Below are 19,689 nucleotides of genomic sequence, written 5' to 3' on the forward strand. Positions count from 1 at the left end.
TCGCATATGAATAAAAATGCAAGAATCATGCCATTTTCTTGTCTTTTACTGAAAAAACTTGTTGAATCGAACAGAAATTTGTCTAACAGGTGATCACCTGTCTCTTTTTCCGATCTTGAACGCAAATTTTTTTGCGATTTTTGCTCTTTAGGCAAAAAACAAACGCAAAATTATTTTGCGGAGGCTTCTCAAATTAGACCCATCCGCGGAATCGCGATGCTTCTGCCGATTTTCTGATGCCCGTCATGTAAGCCGCCAAACGCATATCCACTTTATGTGTTGCCGCTGTCTGATAAATTGTTTCGAACGAGCTGACCATGACGCTTCTCAATTTTTCTGCAACCTCTTCTTCCGACCAATAATATCCTTGGTTGTTTTGCACCCATTCAAAATAAGAAACCGTGACGCCGCCGGCACTCGCCAGGATATCCGGCACAAGCAGCACGCCTCTTTCATTCAGGATCTTAGTGGCATCAATGGTTGTCGGGCCGTTCGCCGCTTCAACGACAATTGACGCCTGAATGTTATGTGCGTTTTTGGCTGTGATTTGATTGGAGATCGCGGCAGGCACTAAAATATCGCAATCCTTTTCAAGCAGCTCCTCATTTGTGATGACGTCAGTAAATAAATTGGTGACCATACCGAAGCTGTCCCGTTTATCGAGCAAATAAGGGATATCAAGGCCGTCCGGGTTGTAGAGCCCGCCATTGGCATCAGAAATCCCGATCACCTTCGCTCCCGCATCGTGCATGAATTTGGCCAGGAAGCTACCCGCGTTTCCAAAGCCCTGTATGATGATGCGCGCGCTTTGGAGCTTAATCCCTTTTTTCTTCACCGCCTCTTCAATACAAATCGTGACGCCCTGTGCCGTCGCCGTTTCCCGTCCTTGCGATCCTCCCAAAACAAGCGGTTTACCTGTAATAAAGCCCGGAGAATCGAATTCCCGCAGCCGGCTGTACTCATCCATCATCCACGCCATAATCTGCGAATTTGTGTATACATCTGGAGCTGGAATATCCTTTGTCGGACCGACGATCTGGCTGATGGCACGGACATACCCCCTGCTCAGCCTTTCCAGTTCTCCAAATGACATTGTCCGCGGATCACAAATAATACCGCCCTTCCCGCCGCCGTAAGGAAGATTGGCAATCCCGCATTTGAGTGTCATCCAAATGGATAATGCCTTTACTTCCTCTTCATTAACTTCTGGATGGAAGCGAACGCCCCCCTTTGTCGGACCGACAGCATCATTGTGCTGTGACCGGTAGCCTGTGAACACTTTGACGCTCCCATTGTCCATTTTGACCGGAATGCGGACAGTGAGCATTCTCTGCGGCTCTTTCATGAGTTCATACATATCTCCCGGATAACCCAGCTTCCGAAGGGCTTCCTTAATGATTGTTTGGGTAGACAGAAATAAGTTAAGAGCTTCTTTTTCTTCATCTTTCGAGACTTGCTTTGCTGACATCTTTTTCACCTCATTGTTTTTTTGACCGGCTGTAATGTAAGCGCTTTTAAAAATCAGCCCGCCAATTCCTTTCTGCATTGGGTTCACCCTTATCATCATGCAAGATCCGTACCAGCTTTTGAATCCACAAAAAAAGAGACTGAAAACATCTCAGTCTCTGACTACAAATCTATCGATTAACGGGGATCAATCACCAGCTGCGTTTCAGCATAAAAACTGCCGATTCCCAAACCGTTTACTACATCGCCTTTAATCGTGTAAGTGCCTGCGCGAGGAAGCGTTTTGCGCACCATGACGAGGTCAAATTCGGATGCGCCTAACAAATCAAGCGTAAGCGGGAGTCTGACTGTTTTTCCATCGTTTAAAATCTGTGTTTCTTTCAGTGTTCTTCCATTCACTGAATCTCTTGTCGTAGCATGAAACCCGTCAGGAAATTGAAATTCTACCGCTCCGAGAGAAAGCACCGCATTTGGTTTATATGTCACTTCAATATCAGAAGTGGTCCACTCTTTCGTGCTGTTAATTGTTTTTGCCTCGATTGATGCAGACTGTGCATGAGCTTGGCCCGAAGGAAGTAAGATTGATAGTAAAACAGCTGAACTGATGAATAATGAAGATACGAATGAAGTTCTTTTTAGCATGACATTTCCCCCTAATTGATTGTTGAAATTTGGCCAGAGCGTCCTCTGCAGAAAAAGCGCTTTTTCATAATTCGCGAATTACCAGTTCTTTTTCTTAAAAATTAATCTATCATCATTTTCCATGGAAGTAAATGTTTTTTAAGGAATATTAACACTTGGAATTCAATGAGAATTCCTTCCTGTTTATACAAGGTTCAAATGGACGATTTCTCTCTCTTTTTCTAGTAACATCCGCCTGGCATTTTCTATCTTTTATCCTATTTTAAAAAAGGGCAAAAAAAGTCGAAGATGCCTCTGCTCTTCGATTGATCACGTTCCTATTTTTATCTGAATTCAGTGTTCCAGTTAAAACCGATCGTCTCATCATTCCACGGAATTCTTTTTTCATCAGGCTGATCCGGGTTATACGACATGGTGGTAAAATAGATAATTGTCAGCGGCGTCTCTCCCAGCACTCTGTATCCGTGAGCCACCCCTTTTGGGATTAATAACAGCATCGGGTTGTCTTCGCCCATATAATAGACGTCCGTTTCTCCTTTTGTCTTTGAATCCTCTCGAAGATCGTATAGGACAACCTGAGCGTGGCCGGTTGGGAAGAACCAGAGATCATCCTGCTTCTCATGATAATGAAATGCCTTAATCACACCCGGATAGCTTTTCGACCAAGAAGCCTGCCCAAAATGCTCAAGGAGATTCTCATCGTCCCGGACCAGCTCAGCAAAAAAGCCTCTGTCATCGCTATGCTTCGTCAATTTTTTCACCTTGACTCCATCAATCACATGCACTGCTCCTTTCCTGCAAATACTCTCGTAACGCTTCCCGCCAGTGGCGGGGGCGGATGCCGGCTTCTTCAATGGCCCGATGGCTCAGCACAGAGTATGCCGGGCGGGGTGTTTTGTTCCCGTATTCCTCTGTCGTTACAGGCAAAATGGCTGTTTCCAGCCCGCTTTCTTCCATAATTGCCGTCGCAAACTCATACCAGCTGCATATGCCTGAATTGCTGACATGATAGATGCCCGGCGGATGACTGAACAGCTTGATGACCGCTTCTGCTAAATCCTTCGTATAAGTCGGCGAACCAATTTGATCGCTGACAACCCGAAGCTCTTGTTTCGTTTCAGCAAGCTTAAGCATGGTTTCAACGAAATTACTGCCGCCATGTCCGTACACCCACGATGTTCTGATGATCGTGCTGTCTTTTGTCGTTAATCGTATCAGTTCTTCTCCGAGCCTTTTGCTTTTGCCATAAATGGTTTTCGGATCGAGGGGATCGTCTTCCCTATATGGCTGGGTTCCTTTCCCATTGAATACATAGTCCGTGCTGATATGAACATATTGAGCTCCGATGCGGGTTGACTCAAGCGCTGTATAATAAGCGCCGATTCCGTTAATCAAGTACGCTTTATCAAGCTCTTTCTCGCATTGATCAACCGACGTAAACGCGGCGCTATTGACCACGATATCCGGCTGATAATGGCCAAACGAATGCCGTACTGAGCGCTGGTCAGTAATGTTCATCATCTTCTTTGTTAACGCAATGACCTCATATCCGGCTTGCTTCAGCTGGCGGCATAGTTCCAAGCCAAGCTGTCCTCCCGCCCCAGTCACCAATACCTTTGTCAATCAGATCACCTTCTCATCGGTCATTGTCTGTATACCACTGAATCGTACGCGCAATGCCTTCTTCAAACGTCACTTCCTGCCGCCAGCCCAGTTCATTTTTCAGCTTAGATGCATTGATCGCATAGCGCCGGTCATGCCCTTTTCGGTCTTCCACGTGGGCGAACAATTCCTCACAGCCCAGATGCTTCAAAATGGCACTCGCCAGCTCTTTATTCGTGCGTTCATTTCCGCCGCCGATGTTATACACCTCTCCGTCGGTCCCTTTTTCTAAAATCAGCTTGATCGCGCGGCAATGATCCTCCGCAAACAGCCAGTCTCGGATCTGGAGTCCATCGCCATACAGCGGAACAGGCAGGCCCTGCTTCGCATGACGGATAATCGTCGGAATCATTTTTTCGCTGTGCTGATAAGGTCCGTAATTGTTGCTGCATCGTGTAATGATGGCCGGAAGCTTGTGGGTTTTCACATAAGACAACACGAGCAAATCTGAGCTTGCTTTGCTGGCTGAGTATGGGTTATTAGGAGAAAGCGGCGTCGTTTCTGTAAACGCGGGATCATCCGCTTTTAAATCCCCGTATACCTCATCTGTTGAAATATGAATCAGCTTATTGGCTTTTCCTTTCAAGACCGCTTCCGCCAATCGGTATGTCCCCATGACATTTGTGGTGATAAACGGCTCCGCTTGGGAAATGCTTCTGTCCACATGCGATTCTGCTGCGAAGTGAATGACGCCATCGTAGGTCTCGTCAAACGCCCGGTCGATATCCTCCTGAACGCTGATGTCCCCTTTTACAAAGCGAAATCGGCTGTTTTGCTGTAATTTTTCCATTTCCTCCGGGTGGCTGGCGTACGTCAGTTTATCTAAAACGGTAATGCGCGCATCGGTTTCCCTTAACATGAGCTTTGTAAACGTGAGCCCGATGAAGCCGGCCCCGCCTGTAATTAAATATGATTTTGCCATCACTTTTCGTCCTGTCCTTTCCGTAAAGCCTGGTGTACAAGCTGGGAAGCGAGATAAAGCGATTCGTGAGTTCCGGCATCTACCCACCAGCCTGATAACACATCATACGTAAGCTGGCTGTTTTCGATGTATAGATTATTCACATCGGTGATTTCCAGCTCGCCGCGCTTTGATGGTGATATTTGTTCAATATACGAAAACACCTCTGCATCATACATATAAATGCCGGTAACACAAAGGTTAGTCGGTGGCTGTTCGGGCTTTTCGATGATGGAACGAATCCGCTTGTTTTTCTCATCAATCTCAGCAATCCCGAAGCGTTCCGGGTCATCAACTTCTTTCAGAAGCACTTTTGCTCCTTTCCCCTGCTGTTCAAAGCGTTCTGTATAAGGCTTTAATGAATCTTCAAATATATTATCACCTAATAATAAAATGAAAGACTCTTTTTTCGTAAAGCGCTTTGCATAAGACAGCCCATCCGAAATGCCCGAGGCGGCAGGCTGTACTTGATAAGTGATTGTAACGCCAAGCTCTTCTCCGTTCCCAAGCAGTTTATAAAATTGCGGCATATGCTCTTTTTGGCTGATGAGTAAAATGTCTTTTATTCCGGCTTCCTCCAGCTTCATAATCGACCAGTATATCATCGGATACGGGCCTACAGGAAGCAAATGCTTGTTGACGGCTTTCGTTAAGGGCATAAGGCGTGAGCCGTTTCCTCCGGCTAAAATAACACCTTTCACATTAACACTTCCTTACATGCATTTTTATATCTCTTGTTCATATAAATCTTGAAGAATAGCTGTTACCCGCTTGATGCCTTTGCCATCCACGAGCGGCCTTCCTCCCTTGTGCAAAGAAAGGCGAAGAGGATAGCTGCTCATAATGCGCGACATCTGATAGATGAGTGTTTCATCCGGTACAAGCTCACCCAAGCCAAGATCAAGAGCGGCGCCTTGGTCAGCAAATGTTTTGGCTGTAGCCGTTTGATGCTCAACCTGAGAAAGAACAAGGCACGGCACGCCGATGCAAATGGCTTCATATAGAGAGATGCCGCCGGCGACAATGGCTGCGTCCGCTTGTTTCATCAAACCTGCCATATCATTTGTCTGTTCGATCATCTTGTACTGCGGCTTCTTTTCGATCCGCCTTCGGACTGCCTCTTGATGCAGTGAAGCGCTCCCCATCACAAACATCATGTTTTTGTCTTTTATGTCGGGGACTTGATCAGCGGCAGCCAGCACTTTAAAAATAAGCTGCTTCGGATCACTTCCTCCTAATGCAACAAGGATATTGCGGCAGTCTTTCTTAAGTGTGTAATCCTCTCTTGCGGCCTGAAAGGCGGGGTGAAGAATAAGATAGTCCGGGCCTTCATAGATGCGTGTGTTTCCCTGAACGTACACCCTGCTTCTGATGTCACCGTAAATTCCGTTAATGACTGCGTCACTATATTGAATCGATTTACCGTTTTTCTCTTCAAAAAGAACAATTTTCGCATCTGTCTCCGTCTTTATTTTCTTTAACAGCTCTGCAGGCACGCCTAGAATATCAAACAAAAGCAAATCAAGCTTCTTGCTTTTTATTTCCCGGAGAATAAATTCGTGCTGCTGCAGCTCCGGCTTTACGATGACACGCCAATGCTCTTCATGAAGAAACGCTTCAGACTCCTGATTCGTGTAAAACGTAATCAAGCAGCTCTGTTTGAGTTCTTCCGCAAGTCTCTTCATCCGGACAACATGGCCCATTCCCTTTTCATAGCCGCCGTCTGCGAAGATCCCAACATGCATGGCTAGTCAGCCTCTCGTTCGGTTGCCGCATCGGGGTTCCGGTTCAGAAGGGTGATAAGCTCTGAGGCGGATACATCGGGGCGCTCGCCTGCTTTTTGATAGAGGGCCTTTATCGATTCATAGTCTTCCTTTGTATCAATGGTCAGCCGATATTGAGGGGCGCGAAATCGTTCCGGCGCCTCTAAAAACTGAACACGATAAAGAGCTGGATGATTCCTTATATATAACGTGACATGCTCCTGATATTGATCCTCCAAAGCCTGAATACGGCTGATGTCAATTAACAGGTTGGCGTTGACCACTTCGCCGCAAATCCCTAATGGCGCATTCAGGATATACGTATAATCCGATCCTTGATCAAAATGCGCCTTAATCATTACATCGAGCAGCTCCGGATCGACAAACGGATTATCACCCGTTAACCGGATGATGACTGACGGTTTAACAGCTTCTATGACCTTCACAAACCTATCGAGGACACGTTCTTCGCTCCCGCGGAAAACACGAAAGCCTTGTTTGATACAGTGCGCCTCTAATATGTCGTCAGTTTCTTTGTCAGACGTGGCGATGACAAGATTATCCCGATTCTTTTGGTAAAACGCGCTTTGCCGGACACGGTGAACGAGAATGTCAAGTAAACGATTCGATCCGAGCGGCCGAAGCACTTTTCCCGGAAGCCTTGTTGAACCCATTCTCGCTTGGATGATAAAGAGAATATCATTCATGAAACGGGCTGTCCTTCATTAAAATGTCATCCCAGACAATGCCTGTGTCGGCTGGAATGTCTCTTACAGCCCGAACCCCGCTGGTCAGCAGTTCAAAAAATCTCGGGTGCAGCCCCTGCGGCTTTTGTCCGGGCCGAAGCACTGCGATATTGTCTTCACTAAAGGCTTCACCTTTTTGAATCGGAACTGTTGTAAAAATGCCTCTGTATGCAAAATTTCTGATTTCTCCTTCGATGGAGGTTGTTGTTTTGTATGAACTGCCAAGCAGTTTTTCAGAGACCGGCTTTGTGATCCCCTGTTTCAGCTCAGCTTCCGTTTTCCTGATGCCATCGACCATTTCTTTCAATTCATCCGGATTTAATGCAAACGAGTGGTCGGCACCCGGCAGATTTTTATCGATCGTAAAATGCTTTTCTATCAGTTTTGCTCCGAGCCGAACCGCGGCACACGGCGCTTCTGTCGGATGCTCGCTATGATCGGAGAAGCCGATTACCGCCTCAGGAAAAGCGGCGGCAAGCATCGGAATGACGCTGAGGTTGCTGTACTCCGGCGGTGCTGGGTATTTCGCCACACAATGCATTATGGCAATTTGATTGTTTCCCTCTGCCCTGATGGTGCGCCAAGCTTCGTGAACATCAGAGATTTCAGCTCCGGCTGTCGAGAAAATCATCGGCCTGTTCAGCCGGGCGACATATTTGAGCAGCGGGAGATGGTTAATTTCATAGGATGCGATTTTAAAAGCGCTCGGCGAGGTAGACTGAAGCAGATCAGCTGACCCCTCGTCACATACCGTACTTAAAAAGATCACCTGCTTTTCGCGGCAGTAATCCAATAGCGGTAAAATCCACTCAGCAGGCATTTCCATAGATTGAACCAAAGAAAAAATAGAGACGTCCTTGCCCGCTGCCGTCTTGTACAAACCAGGATCTTTCTGGTACATTCTATCAGCCTGAAACATTTGAAATTTCACGGCATCCGCTCCCGCTTCCGTCGCGGCGTCAATCAGCGCAAAAGCCTGATCAAGCTTCCCGTCATGATTAATCCCCGCCTCAGCAATAATAAAAACAGGAGCGTCTTTGCCTACAGTTTTATTCGCGATCTGAAACGCTGCCATTATTTCGCCTCCTTGCCCGGCCAAATATGATAATAGTAATACGATTGTTCAGCGGTGAAGCCCATTCGTTCATAAAGGCGGATCGCCCTTACATTGTGAAGCTGCGTCCCCGCTGTTACCGTTCTATGCTTCTGGGTCTCCGGTTGTTCTATGAGATTCGCCAATAAATGAAACGCAATACGTTTCCCTTCAAATCCCGGCTTTACAGCCATCAAATCGAGAATGCATTCATCATCTCTTGATAAGCCCTGAAGATAGCCGATGACCTCGCCATTGTGTTTAGCGACAATATTGACCGCCGCCCTTCCATTCAGATTGTTTCGTGTCCACTCCTGAAATATTTTGTTTGCTGCATCGCGGCTGAGATGAGGATCCTGAAAATATCTGCTTTTTGTAAACGAGTCTCGGGCCAGCTCACATATCGCTTCTGTGTCTCCGGGCTCAGGCGGGCCCAGTTCAAAAAATGGCGGTGTTTTGTCATAAAAAGACGGAGGCATCGCCAGCTTCAGCAAACTCCCGACAAAGTAAGAGGATGGCTGCTGTTGTATCACATGCGCGGCTCCGATATCTTCAGCCGGAACACGGACAAAGATAAAATCCGTTTCATCCATTTGGCGTACAGTATAAAAAGCTTCAAACAGCCTCTTTAGCTGCCCGGTACTATTTGCCGCCAGAAGTTTGACGTTCATGACTTTCTTCTGAAGCACCTTACTTTCCCACAAAGAATCTTCGTAAAGCAATACGCCTTGGAGCCTGCTGTTTTCAAAAAGGCCGAGGGAAAATTGATACGGAACATCCAGTGTAAGCTTTCTGCTTTGGAGAAATTCCTCAATCAACTCTTTGGAGACATTTTCTTTTACCGTATACACTTAATCAGCCCCTTTTACGATATCCCGCACAGCTTCAATGACATCATGTACATCGTCGTCAGACATTGATGGATAGAGCGGGAGAGAAAGGGTTCGTTTATAGTAATTCATGGCATTCGGAAAGTCCGCTTCCTTATATCCAAATTGCTTTTGATAATACGGATGAATGTGTACTGGAATAAAATGAACGCTAGTGCCGATATTGTACTCATCCTTTAAAGCCGTAATCATTTCATTGCGCGTAACCCCGGCCTTTTTTTCATCAACTTGCAGAACATATAGATGCCAGGCGTGCCTGCCGTCATCATGGACAAACGGCGTGATCAGCCCAGGAATCTGCTGAAAAGCGGTTTGATAACGGCTGGCAATCTTTTCTCTCCGTTTCTGCATATCATCCAGCCGTTTCAGCTGATGAAGTCCGAGGGCCGCCTGCAAATCAAACATATTCATCTTATAGCCGGGCGATTCGACTTCATAGTACCAGCTGCCATTTGAAGAATAACGGTTCCATGCGGCTTTACTCATGCCGTGAAGGCTTAGCACCCGGATCTTATCGGCAAGCTCCTCATCATCAGTCGTCAGCATGCCGCCTTCCCCTGTCGCGAGGTTTTTGGTGGCGTAAAAGCTGAATGCCGTTGCATCCCCGATAGAACCGATCATTCTTTGCTTATAAGTCGTATATACCGCATGTGCCGCATCCTCCAGCACGAATAAACCATGATTTTGGGCAATAGCCAATATTGCATCCATATCGCAGGACTGCCCGCCAAAGTGGACGGGCACAACTGCTTTCGTTCGCGGTGTGACGGCCGCCTCAAGCTTTACCGGGTCAATATTGAGCGTGTTTTCGTCAATATCCGCAAACACAGGCGTCGCTCCCGTATGAATAATCGTATTGGCGGTCGAGCTGAACGTAAGCGGAGAGGTAATGACCTCGTCCCCGGGCCCGATCCCTTTTGCTTTCAAGGCCAAAAATAAAGCTGCGGTACATGAATTCACCGCCACGGCGTGCTTCGCCCCGACAAACGCGGCAAACTCTTTTTCAAACTGCTGAACCTTCGGGCCTTTAGAGAGCCATCCCGATTCAAGCGTTTCTGTAACCTCCTGAATTTCTTCCTTACCGATTAACGGCAATGAGTAAGGGAGAAAATGATTTCTCTTTTGCACCATTTCTTTGCGCTCCTATCATTTTATTCAGTATCTTCCCGCCTGTAATCAACTCCTGTTTTGGCTTTCAGTTCCGCAAATAAAGCATTTGTTGATTCTGCCACCGGATAATTAGCCGCTATGAATGCCAGGCGCGCCTCTTCTGCTTTTTGATGCACGCCGGGACTTCGAAGAACCTCAACCAAGGTCTGCGCAAGTTCATCCGGCTGGTCAAACATAAAATCGCCAAGAGACTCATAATACGGATACGAGCGATTTCCGGACGATTTTCCGATCAGCACAGGCTTTTGAAACAGCATGGCTTCAAGGCCGACTGTCGAGGTCTGCGTCACTGCGGCATCAGCATACGGCAGCAAATCATAAAGCTCCAGCTCCTTTTTGATGACTCTGCATGCTTTATGTTTTTTCGCCGCCTCGTGATACAGATCAAGCTTGTTTTTTCCGATTTCCCACGGGTGGGGTTTGATAATAATCTGCAGCTGCTTCTGATCAGAAAGCCCCTGCAGCACACCGGAATAAAAATCTTCTGAAAAGGGCTGAGTGGCAATGAGCACAATTTTTTTAGTCGGCTGAAAAGCAAGTTTTCGATAGAATATGGACATATCCATAGGCGTTCTGTTAAAAATCTGATCGAAGCGGGGATGTCCCGTTACGAGAATCTGCTCGGGTTTACAGCCTTTTCGCATGAACCACTCTGCTTCATACGCACCAAATACAGCTTGATAGGTTGTAAAAACAGGAATGAAGGCTTCATCTCCCATCAATGCGCCATGCTGAAGACAAATGCTGACGGCCCCTTTTCTTTGACACATGAGAGCGAGCACCCTGCTGTAAATGTCTTCTGCCGTTCCGACAATAACAGCTGAAATCTTTTCCTGTTCAAACAGCGCATCAACTGTATCAATGGCCTCTATAAATAAAGGAATATCTTTGAAAAGCCGGTCGCGAAACGCTTGATCACCAAATGCCGGGTGATCATCATAAGGGGCAAGAAGCGAACAGGCTGTTTCGAGATACTGCTTCGAATCGCCTTTTTGGCATGAATCCGCAATCTCCCGCTTGCTAATTACAGGCAGATCACAATAATCCGGCAAACTCCATCTGGCCAAAACAGCCGTTTTTTCAGGATCAAATTGATAGTAATTTTCGTTTGAAAAACGCAGGTAATCAAAGTGCAAAATGACTTTCCCTTTAACAGGTTCGTCATTTGTTTTTACGATTTTTTGGATTCTTTCTTCAAAAAACGGCTGAATCTGTCCCTCATCGATATGCTGATCCACCGATCCGAATAATTCCGGTTCTTCTTCCATCATCACCCTCAGCTCAGGACTGATGTATTGATAAAAATTACTGATAAGCCCAAGCGGAATCCCTTTGTAGCGAAGTTTGTCAAAAAGCTCCACGTACTTCCGGTACAGCACCCAATAATTGCTTAAATAGGCCGACAAGCTCTCACCCCATTCCAAGCTTTTTTAATGATTCACGCAGCTCTCGGCAATTTCGCTGCGGCGGAAGGTTCCTGACAAATTCATTTTTTTCTGATTCAAACAGCTGAAAGTGAATCGATTGGTCGGTAATATAATTCAGGTCCAGCTCCTCATCCAGCGGGTAAAACGGATAAAAATGATTGACTCTCCAAAAGAACCGGGCATCTCCTATACGGTAAAACGCCGGGCTTTCATCCCAATAGGAGCCAAACTTCTCCTTTACCTTCTCAAGCACCGAATACCTGTGTATAACCGAGCAATGATCAATTGCGCACGGCGCGTTCCATGTCACTTGAGCGGCAGGCCTGACAGTTTCTTTTACAATGTCGCGATTCTCGTTTAAATGATAGGTTTTGGAGGCTGAGTAAATCACAGCCTTTTCAGGATGGGTATCGAGCTCCCGCACCATTTTCAGGAGGCGGTCCGGCATATAGATGTTGTCATCCGTCGCATAGGTGATATATTCACCCTCCGCCATCTCAATCGCCTGATTGATCAGTGCAGCGTATCTCGTTTTTTCTGTTCTTTCCTTCACTCCAGATACATCGCTTTGATAAAAACGCACTCGGTTATCATTCAAAAAAGGACGGATTACATTCAGCGTCTCTTCATTGGAGTTGTCATCCATAATAAACAATTCAAAATCTGAAAACGTTTGTGAGAGTATGCTAGAAATGGACTTTGCCACATAATCGCTTTTGTTATAGCTCGTCATAATGACTGATACTTTAGGCAAATCCTACACCTCCTTCTTGGAACTTCACACCTGAAACTATCGTTATCTTATGTTGCTTATGCTCGAGTTGCGCTAGGGATACAAACCAATATGCGAAAAGTTTGTGTATGTCTCTGAAAAACAGCGGCTGCCCAGAGCGAAATCTGATCGGTCCGCTGTTCTTTTTCAGCATAATCCAAGCATCAGCCTCATAAGGTGAAAGAGATAAAAATCGCACCAGCGACTAAGATCGTTTTCCATCGGAGGTGAGTCATCGCGGAGCGTTCACCTATACATCCAGAACATGTTTTGAATGGTTTTCATAAAAAGGAGGAACGATATGAAACCGAAAAAAAATCAATATCAGCAAATGCAGGGATTTGATAATATGCAGGGGTATCAGCCTCAGTTTGGCGCCAACCCGTACCCGCAGCAAGGCCAAGGCTCACAAATGCAGACAATGGGGATGCAGCCAATGATGCCAATGCAGCAGGGACAGCAAGGACAACAAGGACAGCAGGGATTTGGATTCCCGGGCCAGCAGCAGGGCGGCGGTTTTCAAATTCCATCGGGGCCTACACCGTCAGGACCGGGCCAAAGCGTTCCCGGCATGCTGCCTGTTGAGGAATCTTACATCGAGAATATTTTGCGCCTGAATCGGGGAAAAACGGCCACCATTTATATGACATTTGAAAACAGCAAGGAATGGGGCTCGAAGATTTTTCGCGGCGTCATCGAAGCTGCGGGCCGGGATCACATTATTATCAGCGACCCGAAATCAGGAACACGCTACCTGCTCCTGACAATCTACCTCGATTACATTACATTTGATGAAGAAATTGCTTATACGTATCCATATTCCATGGCGTCCTATTCGCCAAGATAAGAAAAAAGCCAATCACTCATATGATGAGGATTGGCTTTTTTGTTTATAGATATTTGACGGCTGCGACAACGATCATAATCCAAGAAATAATAAACGCCACACCGCCGAGCGGGGTGATCGCTCCAAGAATGGAGATTTGCGTCACACTTAGAATATATAAGCTTCCGGAAAACAGCACAATTCCCGCAAACATCAGCCAGCCGGCTGTCGTGACACTGCCTATGCCGGATAATTTATCAGCCAGAAACGCGACAACGAATAGCCCAAGGGCGTGATACATATGATACTGCACGCCTGTGTGCCAAACCTGAAGATATTTATCAGGTATTTTCCCTTCTAATCCGTGAGCGCCGAATGCTCCGAGTCCCACGGCAAGCAGGGCGTTAATGGCCCCTAATATGATAAAAACTTTCATCTATCTCTCCCGCCTTTTCGTTAAACTCATATCATTTATCTTATCGCACCTGCACCAAAATTCAATGTTTGTTCTCTGTTGACACGAGATTGTCGGATTTTCTCCTGCGCCAAAGCTGGAACTGGTCAGCTGCTATTGCAGCAAGCGTCCCTAATACGAGCCCGTTGCTTAATAGAGAAATAAATACCGGATGCAATCCCTTTAACGCAGTTTCAGGAACAAACATGATACCGACCCCTGTCAGCAGCGAGATGCCGATGATAGACCTCACCCTTTTTGATTCTTCTTTCTCATATGAATCAAATTCGGCAAAGGCCAGACCGCCCATTGCGGAGAACACAACAAAATTCACCGCAAATCCAACGGGTGACGGCAGGCTCGCAAACGTATTCATAAAAAACGGGATCACGCTGATCACGATAACCAGAATACTGCCGAGCATAAACGGTTTTTTAGAAGGCATTTTGGTCGTTTCAATAAAACCCGCGGCTCCCGAAATCGGAACAGGCGCAATAGCTCCCGTCAAACCGCTAAGCAGATGGCTGAATGAAGCGGCAAAACCGGCATGGCGTTCATGATGCTTTCCATCAGGCTGTTTGCTGAATTTTTTCACGGCGATGTCCACGACCTTCATGCTCGCCAGCATATTCACGATCAGCAAGATGGTAATAAAAATAGAAGTGATGATCAGGCCACTGTTAAATAACGGTGTCCCAAAAGGAAACAGGGAAGGCAGCTGAAACAGCCGGTCCGGCATTTCAATCGGCTTTGCCGCTCCGGCAGCCGCAAACAGCACCCATCCGCCGAACAAGGCTAATAAAATAGAATATTGCTTAAAAAACATGATGTTCGAATTTGTCATTATAAAGGCGGCAGCGATCACAACAAGCGCCAGGCCAAATACAAGACCGTCCACCCCGTCCTGTCGATAACCGATTCCGAGAATTCCTTTTATAATGGGCTGACTCAGCTGCATGACAAGAAGCAATAAATAGACGCCCGTTACAACCGGAGTAAACAATTTTGCAAGTCTGTCAATGACCTTGAAAACACTTAACAAAAAGAAACATACAGCGCTTACAAGAAGGGCTCCCTGCAACCCCCGCAGTGTGTCTCCATATGTCGCAAACACAGTTCCCGTCAGCCCTGCGTAAATCGTATACACTCCCCACCACAAGCCGGCTGGGCTTTCATTAATCGGCAGTCTGTGGCCTTTCAAACACTGAATGACGGCGGCAATTCCCAGTACAAAAAAAGTGCTTTGAATCAATCTTGCAGAATCTGAGTGATCCAGATGAAACGACTGGGCAACCGCCACCGGAACAACTATCGCCGCAGCAATGATAAACGCTGTCCATTGCAGCGCGCCAAGAACCAATTTCACGTAAGCTCAACCTCTCTCTTTAAAAATCAAATAAAGACTCTCCGTTTCCATCCTCTTCCTGCCTCTCTTTTTCTTGCTTTCGATATTTGTTTAATCCCGCGCTCCCCATCATTTTTTCCATCATCAACTGGTCTGTCGATGGCGGCGCGGCAGGACTTGTCGTAACGCTCGGCTGTATGCGGGGCCCGCTCGCGTTCTCCGGCTGATCAAGCACGACATCACACAGAGAACGGACAACCGCTACATAACGCTTCAGCTCCTCATCCCGTTCAGCTGTTTTTGCTTTTTTCAGCTCCTCTTCCATCTTTTGAATTAATGCAGATATATGAATGTTCATGAAGCACCCTCCAAAAAAATAAATGTTGTCTTCCTGCATTTTATCAAATTCCTGCTGTAAACGCAGATATGAGTTTGTTATTTTTTCTGACAAACCTTGCGATTGACAAGCAGAAGAGATTTTTCACATAATAAATCACCATACCTTACAAAAAGGAGAGACGGAATGAACAGCATCCCCTCTATCATCAGCAAGCATAAAGCCTATTTTGCGGCGGGACATACGAGACCGCTTGAATCGAGACTGAACATTTTGCGGAAGCTGAAACAAGCCGTCAGAACTCATGAAGCCGATCTCATAGCCGCTCTCTACCAGGATCTCCACAAATCCGAGCAAGAAGCATACTCAACAGAAATCGGAATTGTCTTGGAGGAAATCAGCTTTGTCATGAAACGGCTGAGAAAATGGTCCATGCCGAAACGAGTCAAAACGCCGCTGACTCATCTAGGCTCTAAAAGCATCATCATTCCTGAGCCGTATGGAACCGTTTTGGTGATTGCGCCTTGGAACTATCCCTTGCAGCTGGCGCTTTCTCCGTTGATTGGAGCCATTGCGGCGGGGAACACGGTCGTTCTCAAGCCATCAGAATATACGCCGGCTGTTTCTGCTATTCTTTCCAAACTCATCAGCAGCGTTTTTCCGACCGATTATGTCGCTATGGCAGAAGGCGGGCCCGACGTCAGCACAGCATTATTACAGCAGCCCTTTGACTACATTTTCTTTACCGGCAGCGTAGCCGTGGGAAAAATCGTCATGGAGGCCGCCGCTAAACAATTAATTCCCGTAACCTTGGAGCTCGGCGGCAAAAGCCCCTGCATCGTCCATAAAGATGCTGACATTCAGCTTGCCGCCAAACGCATCGTCTTCGGGAAATTTACAAATGCGGGACAAACCTGCATCGCACCGGATTATTTATTTGTACACGAGGACATCAAAACGAAGCTCACAGAAGAAATGAAGCGTGCGATCATAGAATTTTACGGCCCTCAGCCGGAACAGAATCCGCAGTATGGCAAAATCGTCAGTGAGCGCCACTATCAGCGGCTGCTCAGCTTTCTGAATGACGGCATCCCACTCACAGGCGGACAATCTGATCCCAATCATCACAAAATTGCGCCGACCATTCTCGAACAAGTGAGAGATGACTCTCCAGTGATGCAGGAGGAGATTTTCGGGCCGATTCTTCCGCTCTTTACATACCGCAATATCGGGGAAGTCATTGAAAAAGTCCAATCGCGCCCTAAGCCGCTCGCCCTGTATCTCTTCACCATAAACAAAGAAATTGAGCGCGCTGTTTTAGGAAATCTGTCGTTTGGCGGGGGCTGTGTCAATGATACGTTAATGCATGTGGCGACGCCGTATTTGCCATTCGGCGGCGTCGGGGAAAGCGGCATCGGCAGCTATCACGGGTTTGACAGTTTTAACACATTCACGCACAAAAAAAGCGTCGTCAAACAAACGAACCGCTTCGACTTCGCATTTCGTTATCCTTCCTCCAAAAACGGGCTGCGAATGATTCGAAAAATACTCAAATAAAAAAGCGCAGATAACCTGCGCTTTTTACAAATCCTTAATACACCAATCAATCGGCGCCTCTCCCATTTTCTCCAGATAGGCATTTGCCCGGGAAAAAGGTCTGCTCCCGAAAAATCCGTTTCTCGCCGAAAACGGGCTGGGATGCGTCGATTCAATGATAAAATGCTTGGAGGTGTCGATCCGTTCTTTTTTCATTTGAGCATGCCGTCCCCATAAAATAAAGATAACCGGCTGCTCCCTTTCATTCAGCACGTCAATAATTCGGTCCGTCAGTCGCTCCCAGCCTTTTCCCTTATGGGAATTCGCCTGTCCGCGCCTTACTGTCAGCACAGTATTCAGCAAAAGAACGCCTTGCTTTGCCCAGCTGACAAGCGACCCGTGATTCGGGATGCTGCACCCGATGTCCTGCTGCAGCTCAAGAAAAATATTTTTTAACGAAGGCGGCTGCTTTACACCGGGCTTGACAGAGAAGCTTAAACCTTGAGCCTGTCCCGGCCCGTGATACGGATCTTGTCCCAGAATGACGACCTTGACATCATCATATGATGTATAATGCAGCGCATTGAAAATATCCCGGCTGTCCGGATAAATCGTTTGCTCCGCGTATTCCCTCTTCAGCATTTCTCTGAGCTCTTGATAATACGGTTTCTCAAACTCTTCCTTTAGCTGATTCCACCAGCTGTCTTGTAAAAGCTGTTTCAAGATTCAGGCCCCCTTACGAACGATGAAGTCTGGAATATACAGGCTCGCCATCCCAAACCATTTCACTTTTTGCTTCCCGCCTCTTCATCTCAGGCTCTTCAAGCAGGACGGCAAAGTTTTTCGTCGGCAGCTCCCCGAGTCCGTGCTTTTCACTTAACCGATCCAAATATTGCTTCCGCTTGGCGCCAAGGTCCGCAGACTGATTGTCTCCCGCGTCACTGAAGGCATAAATCACACTGGCGCAAGGGACACGCTTCACCCGGTAATCCTTGGCTGCGCGCAGATAAAAATCCCAATCCCAGTAATTGTGCACATCAGCATCGAAATACCCGATTTCATCATGCAGAAAACGTCTGTACATGCTGCCCGACGGCACGTATGTAGAAAACACTCTCATATCCTCATAGTCAGCGGTATAAGCAAACAATTTCCGTGACACTGGATATCTTGTTCCGTTTTTCTCTTCAAACGAAACTATTTCCGCATCAGAATGAACGAAATCTGCCGTTTCTATTTCCTTCGCCATTCTTTCCACATGCCCTGGCGTAAAGAAATCATCGTCATCACACAGCATAATGCAATCGCCAGACGCCTCTTTTACACCGGCATTTCTCGCAGCCACATGCCCCGAGTTCTTTTCTAAATTGATGACAGCAATCGGCAGCTCCGGATAAAGTGCTTTGACCGGCACGACCGATTCCCCGGCATCATTCACAATAATAATTTCATACGGCTTCAAGGTCTGGCGGGAAATCGACTCCAAAAGCTCACACAAAGCCGGAATCCGATTATAGGTCACAATTACGATAGAAATCTTCATGATGCTCTCCTTCTCATTTTCATAGTCATGTACTATTAAAACATATATTGGACGGGAGATCAGTGGGAATATCCTACTGAAACAGGATAAGGTGATAATGAAAATACTAGATGAATTGCTAAGCCTTCTATATTGTGATACAGAGAAAATCTAACTATAATGAAAGACAAAACACGATGGAGGTTCAAGACATGTCTATGCATAAAGCACTCACCATTGCCGGCTCAGATTCCAGCGGCGGTGCTGGGATTCAAGCTGATTTAAAAACATTTCAAGAAAAAAACGTATACGGGATGACCGCCTTAACGGTGATCGTTGCGATGGACCCAAACAACAGCTGGGACCATCAGGTATTCCCGATCGATACTGATACAATCCGCGCCCAGCTTGCAACAATTACAGACGGCATCGGTGTGGACGCCATGAAAACAGGAATGCTGCCAACCGTTGATATTATCGAGCTTGCGGCAAAAACGATCAAAGAAAAACAATTAAAAAATGTGGTAATTGACCCAGTTATGGTTTGCAAAGGTGCTAATGAAGTCCTTTATCCGGAGCACGCCCAAGCCCTGCGTGAGCAATTGGCTCCGCTAGCCACTGTCATTACGCCAAACTTGTTTGAAGCCAGCCAGCTCAGCGGCATGGATGAACTAAAAACAGTTGACGATATGATCGAAGCCGCGAAAAAAATTCACGCACTCGGCGCTCAATATGTCGTCATTACAGGCGGAGGCAAACTCAAACATGAGAAAGCCGTTGATGTTCTCTATGACGGAGAAACAGCGGAAGTCCTTGAAAGCGAAATGATCGATACGCCTTATACACATGGCGCAGGCTGTACGTTCTCAGCAGCCGTGACAGCGGAGCTTGCCAAAGGTGCGGAAGTCAAAGAAGCCATTTACGCAGCGAAAGAATTCATCACAGCGGCCATTAAAGAATCCTTCCCGCTAAACCAGTATGTTGGTCCTACGAAGCATTCTGCACTGCGCCTGAATCAACAATCATAAACAAAAGGGGCTGCCTTACAGAGAGGCAGCCCTTTTTAAATCACCGAA

The 19,689-nt window shown here is 46.7% G+C and carries 21 protein-coding genes; 3 read left to right on the forward strand and 18 right to left on the reverse strand.

Annotation, left to right across the window (positions count from 1 at the left end):
- Nucleotides 1-193: 193 nt before the first annotated feature.
- The 13 genes from rocG to spsA form a co-directional block, all read right to left on the reverse strand.
- Nucleotides 194-1,468: a glutamate dehydrogenase gene (rocG, locus tag MHH79_RS19500; protein WP_063334924.1), complete on the reverse strand. Its 1,275-nt coding sequence runs from the start codon at nucleotides 1,466-1,468 to the stop codon at nucleotides 194-196.
- Between the two features lie 176 nt (nucleotides 1,469-1,644).
- Complete coding sequence (gene bslB, locus MHH79_RS19505; RefSeq protein WP_003227472.1) at nucleotides 1,645-2,109, reverse strand: biofilm surface layer hydrophobin BslB; 465 nt, start codon at nucleotides 2,107-2,109, stop codon at nucleotides 1,645-1,647.
- Between the two features lie 323 nt (nucleotides 2,110-2,432).
- Complete coding sequence (locus MHH79_RS19510; RefSeq protein ID WP_003222100.1) at nucleotides 2,433-2,888, reverse strand: dTDP-4-dehydrorhamnose 3,5-epimerase family protein; 456 nt, start codon at nucleotides 2,886-2,888, stop codon at nucleotides 2,433-2,435.
- On the reverse strand, nucleotides 2,881-3,732 hold the full coding sequence (rfbD, locus tag MHH79_RS19515) for a dTDP-4-dehydrorhamnose reductase (protein ID WP_063334840.1): 852 nt from the start codon (nucleotides 3,730-3,732) through the stop codon (nucleotides 2,881-2,883). Before rfbD ends, MHH79_RS19510 begins: the two co-directional genes overlap by 8 nt.
- Nucleotides 3,733-3,745: 13 nt before the next feature.
- Nucleotides 3,746-4,693, reverse strand: coding sequence for a dTDP-glucose 4,6-dehydratase (rfbB, locus tag MHH79_RS19520; protein ID WP_063334841.1), 948 nt, complete (start codon nucleotides 4,691-4,693; stop codon nucleotides 3,746-3,748).
- Complete coding sequence (locus tag MHH79_RS19525; RefSeq protein ID WP_014478328.1) at nucleotides 4,693-5,433, reverse strand: sugar phosphate nucleotidyltransferase; 741 nt, start codon at nucleotides 5,431-5,433, stop codon at nucleotides 4,693-4,695. Before MHH79_RS19525 ends, rfbB begins: the two co-directional genes overlap by 1 nt.
- A gap of 24 nt (nucleotides 5,434-5,457) precedes the next feature.
- The gene (locus MHH79_RS19530) at nucleotides 5,458-6,477 is read right to left on the reverse strand and encodes a PseG/SpsG family protein (RefSeq protein WP_340034833.1); all 1,020 of its coding nucleotides are present in this window, start codon (nucleotides 6,475-6,477) and stop codon (nucleotides 5,458-5,460) included.
- 2 nt (nucleotides 6,478-6,479) lie between these two features.
- Nucleotides 6,480-7,202 (reverse strand): spore coat protein, encoded by a 723-nt coding sequence (locus MHH79_RS19535; RefSeq protein ID WP_047183367.1) that lies wholly within the window; start codon nucleotides 7,200-7,202, stop codon nucleotides 6,480-6,482.
- On the reverse strand, nucleotides 7,195-8,316 hold the full coding sequence (locus tag MHH79_RS19540) for an N-acetylneuraminate synthase family protein (protein WP_100505947.1): 1,122 nt from the start codon (nucleotides 8,314-8,316) through the stop codon (nucleotides 7,195-7,197). The genes MHH79_RS19535 and MHH79_RS19540 overlap by 8 nt, the downstream gene beginning before the upstream one ends.
- A complete protein-coding gene (locus MHH79_RS19545; RefSeq protein WP_047183369.1) occupies nucleotides 8,316-9,185 on the reverse strand; it encodes a GNAT family N-acetyltransferase in 870 nt (289 codons plus the stop codon). Before MHH79_RS19545 ends, MHH79_RS19540 begins: the two co-directional genes overlap by 1 nt.
- The gene (locus MHH79_RS19550; RefSeq protein ID WP_047183370.1) at nucleotides 9,186-10,355 is read right to left on the reverse strand and encodes a DegT/DnrJ/EryC1/StrS family aminotransferase; all 1,170 of its coding nucleotides are present in this window, start codon (nucleotides 10,353-10,355) and stop codon (nucleotides 9,186-9,188) included.
- Nucleotides 10,356-10,375: 20 nt separating this feature from the next.
- Nucleotides 10,376-11,800 carry a CDP-glycerol glycerophosphotransferase family protein gene (locus tag MHH79_RS19555; RefSeq protein ID WP_046340279.1) on the reverse strand — a complete coding sequence of 475 codons (1,425 nt, stop codon included), beginning with the start codon at nucleotides 11,798-11,800 and terminating at the stop codon, nucleotides 10,376-10,378.
- 4 nt (nucleotides 11,801-11,804) lie between these two features.
- Complete coding sequence (gene spsA, locus MHH79_RS19560) at nucleotides 11,805-12,575, reverse strand: spore coat dTDP-glycosyltransferase SpsA (RefSeq protein ID WP_340034836.1); 771 nt, start codon at nucleotides 12,573-12,575, stop codon at nucleotides 11,805-11,807.
- A 319-nt stretch (nucleotides 12,576-12,894) separates the two neighbouring features.
- Between spsA and gerQ the strand changes: the two genes are divergently transcribed.
- Entirely contained in the window at nucleotides 12,895-13,440 is a 546-nt protein-coding gene (gerQ, locus tag MHH79_RS19565) for a spore coat protein GerQ (protein ID WP_014478336.1), read from the forward strand.
- 43 nt (nucleotides 13,441-13,483) lie between these two features.
- On the opposite strand, the gene MHH79_RS19570 is transcribed toward gerQ, so the two are convergent.
- The 3 genes from MHH79_RS19570 to MHH79_RS19580 all read right to left on the reverse strand — a co-directional run bounded on the left by MHH79_RS19570 (nucleotide 13,484) and on the right by MHH79_RS19580 (nucleotide 15,576).
- The gene (locus MHH79_RS19570) at nucleotides 13,484-13,855 is read right to left on the reverse strand and encodes a DUF423 domain-containing protein (protein WP_003227446.1); all 372 of its coding nucleotides are present in this window, start codon (nucleotides 13,853-13,855) and stop codon (nucleotides 13,484-13,486) included.
- A gap of 61 nt (nucleotides 13,856-13,916) precedes the next feature.
- Complete coding sequence (locus MHH79_RS19575; protein ID WP_015384975.1) at nucleotides 13,917-15,239, reverse strand: purine/pyrimidine permease; 1,323 nt, start codon at nucleotides 15,237-15,239, stop codon at nucleotides 13,917-13,919.
- A gap of 19 nt (nucleotides 15,240-15,258) precedes the next feature.
- Nucleotides 15,259-15,576, reverse strand: a complete 318-nt coding sequence (locus MHH79_RS19580; RefSeq protein ID WP_063334925.1) for a YwdI family protein — start codon at nucleotides 15,574-15,576, stop codon at nucleotides 15,259-15,261.
- 165 nt (nucleotides 15,577-15,741) lie between these two features.
- Between MHH79_RS19580 and MHH79_RS19585 the strand changes: the two genes are divergently transcribed.
- Nucleotides 15,742-17,112, forward strand: a complete 1,371-nt coding sequence (locus MHH79_RS19585; protein ID WP_047183373.1) for an aldehyde dehydrogenase — start codon at nucleotides 15,742-15,744, stop codon at nucleotides 17,110-17,112.
- Nucleotides 17,113-17,136: 24 nt separating this feature from the next.
- On the opposite strand, the gene MHH79_RS19590 is transcribed toward MHH79_RS19585, so the two are convergent.
- Both MHH79_RS19590 and MHH79_RS19595 read right to left on the reverse strand, forming a co-directional pair.
- Complete coding sequence (locus tag MHH79_RS19590; protein WP_015384978.1) at nucleotides 17,137-17,814, reverse strand: uracil-DNA glycosylase; 678 nt, start codon at nucleotides 17,812-17,814, stop codon at nucleotides 17,137-17,139.
- A gap of 13 nt (nucleotides 17,815-17,827) precedes the next feature.
- A complete protein-coding gene (locus MHH79_RS19595; protein WP_047183375.1) occupies nucleotides 17,828-18,634 on the reverse strand; it encodes a glycosyltransferase family 2 protein in 807 nt (268 codons plus the stop codon).
- 191 nt (nucleotides 18,635-18,825) lie between these two features.
- On the opposite strand from MHH79_RS19595, the gene MHH79_RS19600 reads away from it, so the two are divergent.
- Nucleotides 18,826-19,641, forward strand: a complete 816-nt coding sequence (locus MHH79_RS19600) for a bifunctional hydroxymethylpyrimidine kinase/phosphomethylpyrimidine kinase (RefSeq protein ID WP_014665830.1) — start codon at nucleotides 18,826-18,828, stop codon at nucleotides 19,639-19,641.
- Nucleotides 19,642-19,689 lie beyond the last annotated feature (48 nt).

The sequence above is a fragment of the Bacillus sp. FSL K6-0993 genome, from assembly GCF_037977205.1.
Classification (GTDB): Bacteria; Bacillota; Bacilli; order Bacillales; family Bacillaceae; genus Bacillus; species Bacillus subtilis.